This is a genomic window from Granulicatella seriolae, from assembly GCF_024543085.1.
GTDB lineage: Bacteria > Bacillota > Bacilli > Lactobacillales > Aerococcaceae > Granulicatella > Granulicatella seriolae.
Genome location: NZ_JANHNZ010000002.1, coordinates 307,543 through 321,938 on the forward strand (window position 1 = coordinate 307,543; position 14,396 = coordinate 321,938).

9 protein-coding genes and 1 pseudogene are annotated in these 14,396 nt (G+C 39.1%); 1 reads left to right on the plus strand and 9 read right to left on the minus strand.

From position 1 onward, the window contains the following. The first annotated feature begins 131 nt into the window (after positions 1 to 131). Positions 132 to 1,511: pseudogene (locus NPA36_RS03630) on the plus strand (ATP-binding cassette domain-containing protein). Between the two features lie 404 nt (positions 1,512 to 1,915). Here the strand turns inward: NPA36_RS03630 and lysS are convergent. The 9 genes from lysS to ftsH all read right to left on the minus strand — a co-directional run bounded on the left by lysS (position 1,916) and on the right by ftsH (position 14,369). Continuing rightward, complete coding sequence (lysS, locus tag NPA36_RS03635; protein ID WP_256944741.1) at positions 1,916 to 3,424, minus strand: lysine--tRNA ligase; 1,509 nt, start codon at positions 3,422 to 3,424, stop codon at positions 1,916 to 1,918. A gap of 80 nt (positions 3,425 to 3,504) precedes the next feature. Continuing rightward, positions 3,505 to 4,521 carry a tRNA dihydrouridine synthase DusB gene (dusB, locus tag NPA36_RS03640; protein WP_256944742.1) on the minus strand — a complete coding sequence of 339 codons (1,017 nt, stop codon included), beginning with the start codon at positions 4,519 to 4,521 and terminating at the stop codon, positions 3,505 to 3,507. Positions 4,522 to 5,016: 495 nt separating this feature from the next. Then, positions 5,017 to 6,018: a LacI family DNA-binding transcriptional regulator gene (locus NPA36_RS03645; RefSeq protein ID WP_256944743.1), complete on the minus strand. Its 1,002-nt coding sequence runs from the start codon at positions 6,016 to 6,018 to the stop codon at positions 5,017 to 5,019. Positions 6,019 to 6,098: 80 nt separating this feature from the next. Continuing rightward, complete coding sequence (locus NPA36_RS03650) at positions 6,099 to 7,106, minus strand: galactose/methyl galactoside ABC transporter permease MglC (RefSeq protein ID WP_256944744.1); 1,008 nt, start codon at positions 7,104 to 7,106, stop codon at positions 6,099 to 6,101. 403 nt (positions 7,107 to 7,509) lie between these two features. Continuing rightward, complete coding sequence (locus tag NPA36_RS03655) at positions 7,510 to 9,012, minus strand: sugar ABC transporter ATP-binding protein (protein ID WP_256944745.1); 1,503 nt, start codon at positions 9,010 to 9,012, stop codon at positions 7,510 to 7,512. A 282-nt stretch (positions 9,013 to 9,294) separates the two neighbouring features. Beyond that, complete coding sequence (locus NPA36_RS03660) at positions 9,295 to 10,407, minus strand: galactose ABC transporter substrate-binding protein (protein WP_256944746.1); 1,113 nt, start codon at positions 10,405 to 10,407, stop codon at positions 9,295 to 9,297. A 204-nt stretch (positions 10,408 to 10,611) separates the two neighbouring features. Next, on the minus strand, positions 10,612 to 11,139 hold the full coding sequence (locus tag NPA36_RS03665) for a DUF2812 domain-containing protein (RefSeq protein ID WP_256944747.1): 528 nt from the start codon (positions 11,137 to 11,139) through the stop codon (positions 10,612 to 10,614). Positions 11,140 to 11,150: 11 nt separating this feature from the next. Beyond that, entirely contained in the window at positions 11,151 to 12,047 is an 897-nt protein-coding gene (hslO, locus tag NPA36_RS03670) for an Hsp33 family molecular chaperone HslO (protein ID WP_256944748.1), read from the minus strand. A 78-nt stretch (positions 12,048 to 12,125) separates the two neighbouring features. Then, complete coding sequence (gene ftsH, locus NPA36_RS03675; protein ID WP_256944749.1) at positions 12,126 to 14,369, minus strand: ATP-dependent zinc metalloprotease FtsH; 2,244 nt, start codon at positions 14,367 to 14,369, stop codon at positions 12,126 to 12,128. Positions 14,370 to 14,396 lie beyond the last annotated feature (27 nt).

Consider the following 14,396-nt stretch of genomic DNA (forward strand, 5'->3'; position numbering starts at 1 on the left):
CATAGCAGGACTTCAAGTATTTTCTTCTATTATTCATACATTTTCCATGGACGCCTTGATTAAGGGACAGGTAAGACCTTTTTTCTTATGGAATGTGTTTAGCTTAGGACTGTGGGGAATCATTTTTTTGGATAAACTATCTCGAAGGTGTCTATGAAGAGAAGATTGTCCAAAAAATCTCCACAGATATCAGAATTGATATTATCAAGAAAATAACCGCCAGCTCTTTTTCCAATGTTAGCAGTAAAAATGAAGGCACCTATGTCTCTTGGCTCAATAATGACCTTAGCCAAATTGAAGACCGTGGTATTAGACAGTACTATGCTTTTTGGGGTTATATCTTTTCAGTTCTTCTATCGGCTATAGCCTTAGTTGCCTACCATTACTCACTGATTTTCGTAACCTTTATCCTCATGGGAATATTATTGAAATTCCCTTCCTTGTTTGAGAAAAAAATGGAGACAGCAACCCATAAATTTGCATTGGCTAACGAACAGTTTGTCTCCAAGATTCAAGACGTCATTGCTGGCTATTCCGTCTTATTCGGCTACAACAAATTATTTAAAATGCCGCAACTGATTCAGCAATCTTCACAAGACTTGGCAGATGAGAAAGTTGAATTTGCAAAAACCAATAAATCCACTACAGGCTTTATAGGTATCGTGAATATCTTTAGCCAGATAGCTATTGTCACCTATACGGGTATTCTTGCAGCTTTCAACCTTGTTTCTATTGGTGCCCTAAGCACCACTGGTAACCTAGCTTCAACTATATTCAATTCTATTTCTCAAGGTAGCAGTAGTTTAATGATGTTAAAATCAGTTGACACCTATTTTAAAAAGTATGATGCCTTTGAGGCCCATACCCATAAATACATTTCACAAATTGACCTTGATAAGAGTATCGAATTAAAGAATATAACCTATAAGATAGCTGGCAAAACCATTTTGAAAAACGTTAACTTTACCTTTGAAAAAGGAAAGAAATATGCCATTATCGGTCCTAGTGGCTCAGGTAAATCTACCCTGTTAAATATATTATCTGGATGAATTGATGAGTACGACGGAGAGATATTGGTGGATGGGAAGCAGCTTGCCAAAGAAGCAGTGAAAAACTTAAATAGTATCACAGCTTACACACCACAGAACGCACATATTTTTAATGACAAGGTCATCAATAACATTAGTCTGTGGGATGAAAATCTTATCAGTAAATCACTGGAAAGCATTAAAGATCTAGAAATTGATAGATTTATTGCTAGCGAAGAAGTCGTTGAAGAGAACGGCAAGAATTTGTCTGGCGGACAAAAACAAAGAATCGCCTTTGCCAGAGCATTGACAGACTCAGATAAATTAATTTTACTAGATGAAAGCACAGCTAACTTAGACAAAGAAACAGCCTTACTACTGGAGAATACAATTCTTAATGAAGAATCAATGACAGCTGTGTTAGTGACACATCATTTATTTGATGAGAATAAAGATAAGTTTGATGCGATTATTGCTTTGTAGGTTTATTTTTCTTATTGCACTTGAGACTTTCATATGCTTGAAATACTATTCTTAACTTTCTTAAATATATAGTATGCAAACCTCTAATAAAGTCATTTTAAAGTGGCAACATTGTAACTTATGAAAAATATTAAAAATAGTGATATACCTCTCCTCATTTCCAAGTCTAGAATAGTTTCCAACTAGGGCTGTCGGAAATCACGGTGTGAAGCACGCTGGGCACACAGTAACTGTTTTGGCTTTAGCCGAATTACAGGTACGTAGCCCAGTGCGCTCTGAGACCAAGGCTCAGAGTGGTGCCACCGTTTTGATTTCCGACAGCCCTAGTTGGAAACTATTTTAATCCCCTTAACAATAAAAATAGACACCTCAATCCGAAGTGTCTATTTCTACCTATTCAATTCTTATTTATCAGTACTCTTCATAGTCGGGAAGAGCAGAACATTTCTGATCGATTGACTATTGGTCAAGAGCATCACCAAGCGGTCAATTCCAATACCTAAGCCACCAGTTGGCGCAAGTCCATATTCCAATGCTTCAACAAAGTCTTCATCAAAGGGATGCGCTTCATCATTACCTGTATCTTTTTCTTCTACCTGTGCCATGAAACGCTCACGTTGGTCAATCGGATCTGTTAACTCCGTAAAGGCATTTCCATATTCCTTACCAACGATAAAGCACTCAAAACGGTCGGTAAAGCGTGGGTCCTCTTCATTCTTACGAGCCAGTGGTGAGATAGCTGTTGGATGCCCATAAATAAAGGTTGGTTGGATCAAGGTATCTTCCACAAAACTTTCAAAGAATTCATTAACTACATGACCAAAGCTTGCTGTTTTTTCCACATGAACATTGTGTTCTTTAGCAATCTCTCTTGCTTCTTGGTCGGTCATTTCTTTCCAGAAGTCCACCCCTGTAATTTCCTTGATGGCATCTACCATATGCACTCTCTTCCATGGTGCTTGCAGAAAAATCTCATGCCCATCAAATTCAAGCGTCGTTTTGCCTAACACTTTTTCAGCAACTGTAGAGATTAAGCCCTCCACCAATTCCATTACATCTAAGTAATTAAAGTAAGCTGTATACACTTCTAAAATGGTAAACTCTGGATTATGCGTCGTATCAATCCCCTCATTACGGAAGACACGGCCAATTTCGTAAACGCGTTCCATACCGCCAACTGCCAGACGTTTTAGATGCAGCTCAGGTGCGATACGCATGTAAAGTTCCATATCTAAAGCGTTGTGATGGGTGATAAATGGTTTTGCGGCTGCTCCACCAGCTAAGGTGTGCAGGATTGGTGTTTCTACTTCCAAATAATCTCTATCGTCTAGGTAACGACGAATCTCACGAATAATCTTGCTACGTAAGACAAAACGATCCATACTTTCTGGATTACTGATTAAGTCTAAATAACGTTGACGGTATTGTTGCTCAACATTGGTTAAGCCGTGGTATTTATCTGGTAAAGGACGCAAAGCTTTGGTCAAATGAACAAAGTCAGCCGCCTTAACAGATACTTCACCAGTATTAGTAATCATAACCGTTCCACTAACCCCGATAATGTCACCAAGATCCGCCTTGCTAAACAATTCATAGGCATCATCGCCGACTGCATCTTTTCGAACATAAATTTGGATTTGACCTTTGCCATCTTGGATGTGGGCAAACCCAGCTTTCCCTTTGCCACGTTTGGTCATCATACGACCAGCAATCTTAACCTCAACCGGCTCTCTTTCAGCCAATTCTTCTTTCGTTACACCCTCAAACTCCTCATGGATGGCTTGAGAAGAAGTCGTTGGTTTAAATCCTGTCGCAAACGGCTCAATCCCTTTGTGACGTAGGTCCTCCATTTTTTGGTGACGAACAATCACTTGGTCGTTTAATAAGTCTGTGTTTTCAATCTCAGTGCTCATTTACTTGCCTCCTGTGTAATTCTAATCTCTCTATTGCTATTGTGCCAATCTTTATAGGCTAAATCAAGTGGTATTTTCTCTTATTCCACTAATAAACGCTCATCTTTGCGTTTTTCACGTTCTAGATGTTCCATGACAAATTGATCCAACAAGTGATTCACTTGGTCTACAGATTCTGCTTCATTAATGGCCACCTTTGTTTTAGAGGCACGAGGGACTCCTTTTAGGTAGTAGCCTGCTAATTTACGGAATTCTTTGGTGGCTACCTTTTCACCTTTTAGGCTAGCCAAGCGTTGCAAATGTAATTTTGCAATATCAATTTTTTCTGGTACGGTATTCGGTTCTAGTAAATCACCAGTTTCTAAATAGTGGGTTGTTTGTTTAATCATCCAAGGGTTAGCTAAGGCAGCTCGTCCAATCATAACACCATCAACACCTGATATGTCAATCATTCGTTTAGCATCTTCTGCACTTTTAACGTCACCATTTCCAATTAGTGGAATACGTTTTAGGTTGCGTTTGACTTCGCCTAGGATTTCCCAATCGGCTTTTCCGTCATACATTTGCACTCTGGTACGACCATGCATGGCAACGGCACTTGCCCCTGCTCGCTCAGCTGCCAAGGCATTCTCAACGGCATAAAGGTGTTCATGGTCCCAGCCTGTTCTCATCTTAACCGTGACTGGTTTATCGACCGCGTCCACCACTGCCGCAACCATCTCGTAGACCTTATTAGGATCTAGTAACCATTTGGCACCAGCTTCTGCTTTGATGACCTTGTTGACAGGGCAGCCCATATTGATGTCAATAATAGCCGCTTCAGTCGTTTCAGCAACATATTTAGCTGCTTCTACCAAGGTTTCACGGCTTCCACCCATGATTTGAACACTCAAAGGAAACTCGTTGGGTTCGATATGCAGCATATGTAAGGTTTTCTCATTACGGAACTGAATTCCCTTGTCGCTAATCATCTCGCAAACAACCAAGCCAGCCCCAAACTCTTTTACGGTCACGCGAAATGCCGAATTACTAATTCCTGCCATAGGGGCAACTACAACGGGATTATCTATTGTGATAGGTCCTATCTTAAAACTCATCTATATTAACTCCTCTTTTTCAATATATGCCGGCATATTTTAACACAAAAAGCCATTCATCAAAAGACAAATGGCTTAATTGTACAAAATAAGTTTAGTAGCAGCTGGATCATACATCAGTAACGAGTAAAAAACGGTTTATATCACAAAAGAGTTGCTCAGAAGTAGACCGGAAATGGGAACGATGGCACCGCCGAAAGCCTTGGTCTTTCGGCTTAGCTGACTACGTATCTGTAAGGGGCTGGGCAAAAAGTCAAGACTGCTATTCAAACAAAAGAGTTTTGCGAAAATCTTACCAGAAATAACGGTGTAAAGCATAGCTGGCGTACAGTGGATGTTTGGCGCTTTCGCCGATTACAGCCACGTAGACAGCTAAGCCAGTGAGACCTTGGCTCACGGCGGTGCCACCGTTCTCATTTCTGGTAAGATTTTCGCAAAACTCTTTTGTGCTTTAAAAAAATAAATATTAGTCATTATGGACTTTTTGTCCAGCAACTATTGACTAGACTCGCGAATCACTAACTCGGTCGAAATAGTTAATTTCTGTGCAATAATGCCTCCATTTTGCCCATAGGAAATCTGACGAAGCAAAAGATGAACCGCCATCTCACCCATACGTTCAGTATAAATACGTACCGTGGATAAAGCCGGGTCTACATATTGGGCAGTAGAAATATCGTTAAACCCTATAATACTAACCCGTTGTGGCACAGCAATATTAGCTGCTTTTAAGGCACGAATGGCACCAATAGCGATTGGGTCATTGGCTGCAAAAAAGGCTGTCGGTAACTGTTCACCGTGTTGATTAATAGCTGCCTCCATCATTTCTTGGCCGGATTGAACATTAAAATTCCCTTTATAGAAGAATTGCTCTTGGTATAAACCTTGTTCCTTGAGGTATTGTTTAAAGAAAGTTTCTCTTGGATCAACCGGAACTGGACTTCCATCTGAATAGACTTCTTCTCCTCCGATAAAGCCAATTGCTTCGTGACCATGTTCAACAAAGTAGCTCCCTACTGTTCTAACGGCCGTTTCAAAGTCAATAACAACACTGTCAAGATTTTGCGACAAGGCATCAAAATCAACAAAACAGATATTTTGGTGGTACTTTTTCAACTGCTCAATTTGGTTGGCTGAAAATTTACCAATAGCTATAATGCCTAACAAATCTTTTTCATTACCTAGGTCTACACTATGAAACACACGAACGACACGGTAACCTTCTTCTTCAGCCTGCCGTTCAACGCCTAAACGAATGGTGTAGTAGAAGATATCATCTAATTCTTCCGTTTCTGTATACCACTGTACAATGGCAATTTTCTTATCAGAACGTTGGCTTCGTTTGCTAGTTTTTTGATAATTCAATTCACTGGCTGCTTTAAAAATTTTCTTTTTAGTTGTCTCGGCAACCGACAACGTTTCATCATAGTTTAATACACGTGAAACTGTAGCAGTTGATACGCCAACTAACTCAGCTATATCTTTTAGAGTCGCCATTTCCTCACCCCTTTACACTAACTAGTTTAAGACAAAACCTAAGAAAACCAAAGCTTATACTCTGGTTTTCTAGTGTTTTTTTATTTTTTAACCATTGTTTTACGGATATCCAAAGCAACTGCTACGATAATAACAATACCTTGAATCACGTTGGTCATATCTGGTGTTACTCCTAAATAGGTCAAACAAACTTTCAATAATTCAAAGACGAATACCCCTAATAGGATACCTGGAACTGTACCTTGTCCACCAGCTGTTGATACGCCACCAATAGTTGCAGAAGCGATAGCATCTAACTCATATCCCATCCCTGCACCAGCTCCAGCTGATCCAGTTTTAGCTGAAAGCAAGTAACCAGCCAAGCCATACAAAATACCAGCTAAGGCAAAGATTTTTACTTTTGAAAAACTAACATTTACCCCGGAAACTTCTGCAGCATTCTCATTCCCACCAATAGCATACATATATTTTCCATAACGAGTTTTATTGTAAAGAATCCACATTAAAATACCAACAATTGCTGCAATAATAGCAATATAAGGGATTAAACCAGCAATCTTTCCTTGTCCTAATTGAATGAATTCTGGTTTAAACGTCCCGATTGGTTTACTTTGAGAGTAAATTAATACAAATCCATAAATCATAATTTGCGCCCCTAAAGTTGCCAAGAATGGCGGTACCTTTAGGAAAGCAATTACTATTCCGTTCATTAGGCCTAAAACTCCACCCACTGCTAATGCCACAAATAAAGGCACAATAATTGGGAAGTCTGGTAGGTCAGGGAAAAATTTACCCACAAAATCTGGTTGTTGAACTAAGGTTGCCGTTACGATTGCTGTTAAACCTACAATACGTCCCGCTGAAAGGTCAGTACCTCTGATAATTAAACAACCAGAAACACCTAAAGCGATAATAAATCGTACAGAGGTATTGGCCATGATATTGGATGCATTTCCGATGGTAAAGAAGTTATCTTGCGTTAATCCAGTATAAAGAATCATTGCAATAACAACGATATACATTGAATTCTGTGTTAGAAATTCTGATAAATTGAATTTTTTCTTACTTGGCGTTACTACTTGAGCCATAGTAATTCCTCCTTAATCGTTAGTCGAGTATTGGTTATGGGGTTTAATTGAGTTCGGGTTGGCAGTGGTTCGGAATTTAGATGAATTTTCTACAGTCTCTTTGAGACTTCCGTAAAATTCCCTAAAATTCTGTCACCTCTGTACGCCACCCCTCACATCTTGTGTAATTAGGCTCGAGTTGGCATACTCTCGGAAATTAGATAAATTCCCTACTGCCTCTTTGAGGCTTCCGTGGAATTTCCTAAATTTCTGTCGGGTATAAACGCCATCTCTCGCACCTTGTGTTAATTAGGCTCGAGTTGGCATACTCTCGGAAATTAGATAAATTCCCTACTGCCTCTTTGAGGCTTCCGTGGAATTTCCTAAATTTCTGTCGGGTATAAACGCCATCTCTCGCACCTTGTTACATAAACTTCGTTGCTAGCGTCATTACTGCTTCTTGAGAAGCTTCTTCTCTATCTAGGAAACCAGATACTCGGCCTTCACACATAACCATGATTCGGTCGCTGACACCTAGTAGTTCTGACATTTCTGAGGTAATCATAATGATACTCTTACCTTCTGCGGCTAAATCATTGATGATTTGGTAGATTTCATATTTTGCACCTACGTCAATCCCTCGAGTCGGCTCATCCAAGATTAGAATATCTGGGCTATTTGCCAACCATCTGGACAAGATAACCTTTTGTTGATTTCCTCCAGATAAACTCTCAATTTTTGTTTTGTTACTTGGCGTTTTAACACGTAATCTTGCCACATTTTCATCAACGACTTTATTAACCTCTTTTTCATTGATGATACCCACCTTACTAGTGAAGCCCTTTAAAGCAGCTATGGAGGTATTATCTGTAATAGACAATACACCAAATATGCCATTATAACGACGGTCTTCAGTCACCAAAGCTATCTTATTTGCAATGGCATCCGAAGGGGTATTAATGCTCACTTCTTTTCCTCTGATAAAAATCTTACCAGACTCAAGTTTCCTCATTCCAAATAGAGCTTCCATCAACTCTGTTCGTTGCGCTCCAACTAGCCCTCCTACTCCAAGGATTTCACCTTGATAGAGTTCGAAGTTTGCATGTTTAAAGGACAAGGGATTTGGTGATGTCATATCTTCAACTTTTAAGATAACTTTTTCGCTAGGCGCATTGGTTTTCGGTGGGAATAAGCTGGTCAATTCACGCCCCACCATTGCCGAAATAATTTTTGCTTTGGTCATTTCTTCAGCTGGCCAAGTTCCTACGTACTGCCCATCTCGCATAATCGTAATATCGTCAGAGATGCGTAAGATTTCGTCCATCTTATGAGATATATAAATAATTCCAATGTTCTTTGCTTTTAGACTTTCAATAATTTCAAATAGCTTTTCTACTTCTGAACTGGTTAAGGAGGATGTTGGTTCATCCATAATTACGATACGTGCATTATGAGAAATCGCTTTGGCAATTTCCACAGACTGCATTTGAGAAACAGTTAAATCGTTTAGCAACGTTTTCGGATCCACAACCAAACCAACTTCTTTTAGTAGAGCTTTGGTGTTTTCATTCATCTTGCCATGATCCACCGTTTTAAATTTCGTCAATGGGTAGTTGCCTAAAAATACATTCTCTGCAATGGTCATCATACGAATTGGCTGCAACTCTTGATGAATCATTGAAATTCCTGCATTGATAGCTTCTTTTGAATCCTTATAATCAACTTCTTGCCCGTCAAAAATAACGGTACCTTGATCTCTATGGTAGATTCCAAACAAACATTTCATCAGTGTTGATTTCCCAGCACCGTTTTCACCCATAAGTGCATGAACGGTTCCTGGTCTTAGGTTTAGACTAACGTTGTCTAAGGCTTTCACACCTGGAAATGTTTTGGTGATATTTTTCATCTGTAAAATATATTCACTCATTTAGCCACTCCCTATCTTGTACTATGTCAAATTCTTTTACCTTCTAACAAAATAAAACACAAATGACACTGATAAATAGCGATGATCCGATGGTTAATAAAGAAAGACTTTATTAACCATAAACCACTGAGCCAACTTCTTCTTGTGCCTATAATAATCAGAGGAAGTTGCAACCTTGGTTATCAGGCTACACAGTAATCATTCGTGCTCTCATATCACATAAAAAGATATGCTTATGTTTAACATTTGTTTTTCTAGTAATAACGTTTTAGTAGTTTGACATTAGTTGTTTAACGCTTTGTCACGTTCTGCATAACGAACCTTGATTGCTTCAGTAGTTTCAGTTTTAGCAGTAGCTGGTTTTAATTCAGCTTCTTCTGGTTTAGTAACTTTAACATAGTTGATCCAGTAGTAAGCCTCAGCATCTTCACCATTCATTAATTTAACGGCAACATCTGCTGCTGTATGAGATTGGTTGAAGTGGTCATTCAATACTGTACCTGTTAATCTACCTTTTTCTAATAGGTTGATAGCATCTGGAATCGCATCAACACCAACTACATAGATATCTTCATTTACTTTACGGCCAGCAGCTTCAATCGCTGTAACAGCCCCAACTGCCATACCATCGTTGTTAGCAAATACAACTTCTAATTTGTTGCCAAATTGTTCCAAAGCAGCAGCAGTAACTTCTTGTCCCTTAGCTGTGTCCCAGTTAGCTAAATATGGTTCTGCTAAAGCTTCTTTTTTGATTCCTGCATCGTCTAAAGCTTTAACTGAGAAAGCAGTACGTTGTTGTGCATCTACGTTAGCTGGATCTCCGAATAGAGTGATGTAGTTAACTGTTCCGTCACCATTGATGTCACCTTTGTTGCTTGTTGCAGCAATCATTTCACCTTGGAAAGTTCCTGATTGTGTTGCATCAGCACCAACATAAGTCGTTTTACCTGGCCAGATTTCTAGTTCTGCAACTTCTGGTTCACGGTTGATTAATACAACTGGAATTTCAGCAGCTTTAGCAAGGTTAATAATAGCTCCTGCAGCTGTTGGGTCCACTAAGTTAGCCAAAATAACATCTTTCTTTTGGTTAATAAAGTTATTGATTTGTTCTGTTTGTGTTGCTTGGTCTTGTTTACCATCTTGGATATCTAAGACATATTTATTCCCAGTTTCTTCACCCAATTTTTTGAAATATGCAGCTAGTTCTTCACGATATAGTGTCATGAAGTTATCGTCAAATTTGTAAATTGCAACGCCGACATTGTATGTTTTACCTTCTGCAGTACCTGTACCCGATTCAGTACTTGAGCTGGCTGTTCCTCCACCTGTGTTGCCACATGCTACTAAAACAATTGATACGAACATAAACGCAACAATCTTCCATAGTTTCTTCATCCTATTTTTCTCCTTTTCGTTTTGTCTAGTAAAACGTTTACTACTAGTTAGATATAATTTACCATTTGTAACCGATTTCGTCAAGAGGATATTTTGATTATGTTACAAATAAAAAACGCCTTTGTGAATCCAAGCAGCATCACATAGGCGTTTTCTATGATTTTCTCACTAATTTATAAGGTAAACTATTAGTAAAAATTTACTTCATTTATTAATTATTCTTAGTTGTTTTTTCATTTTTTGATAAACAGACAATAAAAAGATGCCTAAAGCACTATCTCCAATAATGACCAACAAATAAACTGGATTTTGTTCCCTAGAATAAAGATAACTTGCCAAAAACAGTAAGGCAATACAGATACCAAAACCAAACCACTCTACTCGTTTGATAATAGCTTGAATCATATTTTTGCGATCTGACTGATTGCGTTCAATATCCACCTCAGAAAACGGACGACTAAAATAGTACCAAGCTCCACCTTTTGCAGATTGGTAGTAAGCATCTAGCAGAAACCCTTGCTGTTTATAGAATTCAATACCGTCATTAGGTAAGGTCTCTAAGAAATATTCAACAATATACTGTCTGTCCTGTGCCTGATCTGATTCGAAATGGTAACCCATCTCATCATAGTTGGCAAATCTCCAACCCTTTTTTGCCATATCCACCAAATAATCTTCTTCTTTTTGACTGTCATAATTAGGGAAAGCTCTTTTCTCGATTTTACGACTCACCTTGTCACCTCTTATGCTTGTAGTTTTTGTTGACGAATTTCTTCTATTAAATCTAACAAATCTTCATTACTGTAGAAAAACTTTTCAGAACAGAAGTGACATACGACTTCTGCTCCATGGTCTTCATCCACTAGACGTTTCAACTCTTCTTCACCAATGGCAATCAAGCCTGAACTAAATTTGTCTCTAGTACAAGAACAGTTAAACTGAACTGGCATGGTTTCCAAAGGTTGAATATTCTCTTTGCCTAACAAGCGGTCCAACAAATCTTCCGGACTAGCTTCTTGGTCAAGTAGACTGGAAATCATAGGAATATCTGATAAACATTTTTCGATTTCTACGATTGTTTCTTCTGTCACTCCTGGCATTAATTGTATCATAAAGCCTCCAGCAGCACGGACTGATTCATCTGAGTTAACCAAAACAGACAGCCCCATAGATCCATTAATCTGTTCAGAAACAGCCATATAATAAGTAAAATCCGCCCCCAATTCCCCATCAACAATGGGTATCTGACCGGAAAATGGTTCCCGCATACCTAAATCTTTGATAACGGTCATGGTTCCTCTATCCCCAACAACTGTACGCACATCCAATTTCCCTTGCTCGTTAAGCGGTAAAGAAACATGAGGATTAGAAATGTAGCCACGCATATCCCCTTGTCCATTCGCATCCGTAAAAATCTTACCACCTAAGCCATTACCATGAATTTGAACAGAAATTCTTTCTTGATCTTTTAAACTAGAGGCAAGTAAGGTTGTTCCAATTAGTGTCCGACCTAAGGCAGCTGTTGCGGCACTCCATGTATCATGTTTTTTTTGTGCTGTAGAGATTGATTCTGTCGCCACAAGAGCAACTGCTTTTACTTGCCCATGAAACGCTAAAACTTTCGTCATGTAATCTGACATTATTACCCTTCTTTCTTTAAAAAAAGAGAAATGTGCCAAAAGTTTCCTTCCGCTACACTCCTCTTTTTTCTTTATAGATTATTTTTCTGTATCATCTTTTCTATCGAAGAAATCATCATCTCTGTCAAAGACATCATTAGCATGATTCTCTTCCTCTTTGGTATGTGACTCATGATGGTCATGACCTTCTTGAACCACATGAGCATTTCTACCTGAAGCGTGATGTGACTCTGTTTTAGAAGAGTCTTCCTTAGAATCAGAAGATTTTTCTGACACGTTTCTTTCTTCTAAAGCTTTCTCCTCTTCAGCTAAGCGTTTCGCTTCTTTCTTTTCCAAAGCTTCTTTGGCTTGCTCGAAACTAGTCGCTTCAGCCTCACTTGGATAATCAGTCGTATTCTCAACAGGCATCTTTCCTGTATTAAATAATGAAGCAATTGCTTTTTCATCCAAGGTTTCTAATTCAAGTAATTTTTCAGCAATGAGTTTCAATTGGTCTGAATGCTCACTTAGAATCTTGTATGCTTTGTCATGCGCTTCCTTCATCAGTTGACGAACAGCATTGTCAATCTCAAAAGCAACTTGGTCTGAGTAGACTTTCGTTTGGTTGTAATCACGTCCAACAAAAACTTGATGGTTACCTTCATATTGAACAGTTCCTAATTCATCAACCATTCCGTACTCTGTTACCATAGAACGAACGATACCAGTCGCTTGTTCAAAGTCATTGCTAGCCCCTGTGGTTTGTTCGTTAAAGATCAATTCTTCAGCCACACGGCCACCTAATAGCCCGACTACTTGATCTAACAATTCATTCTTGGTCATCAAGAAACGATCTTCTCTTGGTAACATAATAGCATAACCGCCTGCACGTCCACGAGGGACAATGGTTACCTTATGAACAACACGTGCGTCACTCAAGACCATACCAACTACAGTATGCCCCGCTTCGTGGTAGGCTACCATTTCACGTTCGCGTTTACTGATAACACGGTCACGTTTTGCTGGACCAGCGATCACTCTATCATGAGCCTCATCAATATCCAGTGCATCGATCACTTTTTTATCACGTCTAGCAGCAACTAAAGCCGCTTCGTTTAATAAATTTTCTAATTCAGCACCAGAAAATCCTGGTGTTTGTTGTGCTACAACTTTCAAATCAACATTTGGAGCCAATTTTTTATTGCGTGCATGAACTTTCAGAATGGCTTCACGGCCCTTAACGTCTGGACGGCCAACTAAAATTTGACGGTCAAAACGGCCTGGACGTAATAGCGCTGGGTCTAAAACATCTGAACGGTTGGTAGCCGCAATAACAATGATGCCTTCGTTCCCTTGGAAACCATCCATCTCAACCAACAATTGGTTCAATGTTTGTTCACGTTCATCGTGTCCACCACCCATACCGGCACCACGTTGACGTCCAACAGCATCGATTTCATCAATGAAAATGATGGCAGGAGCATTTTTCTTGGCATTATCAAACAAATCACGCACACGAGACGCTCCGACACCGACAAACATTTCAACGAATTCAGAACCTGAAATAGAATAGAATGGCACGCCTGCTTCGCCAGCTACTGCTTTGGCTAAAAGGGTTTTACCTGTCCCTGGAGGTCCTTCTAGAAGAACACCCGCAGGAATTCGTGCTCCAAGGGCGGTGAAACGACGTGGATCTTTTAAGAATTCAACTACTTCGACTAGTTCTTGTTTTTCTTCTTCCGCTCCAGCAACATCAGAGAAGCGAACTTTAATTTTTTGCTTGTTTTGGTCTTCTACTTTCGTCTTTCCAAAATTCATGACCCCTCTTTGTCCACCTTGGCCGCTTTGGCTAGACATAAAGACAAAGTAGATAAAGGCAGCAATTCCACCATATAGAAGTATTTGAAACCCTATACTTACCCATAGACTGTTCTGGCTTTCAGACAAAGTTTTCATTTCTGTTTTCGTAGCAACAGCTGCATCGGTGACATCTTTTAAGGTATCCGTATTCGGTAAGATTGTCGTTTTAAAAGTGGTTGTCGTAGTAGAACGGTTATCAAAAATAGCTAGTCCCCCAGCATCAGACGAAGAGCTTGAACGTTCTTTAGCTTCCTTGTATTCACCATCTACATTATAGACACCATTTTGAAACTGTGTTTGAAACTTTTTAATTTCTCCACCTTTAAGCTGAGTAATAAATTCAGTATAAGATATTTGTGCCGGATTGCTTGCTCCATTTTGGGTGAACATGGATATGACTGCAATAATCGACAAAAATACTAATACATACATAAAACTATTTTGTAATAAATTTCTACGGTTATTATTGTTATTATTCTTCATTTGTCCTCCTATTATTATCTACCTCCT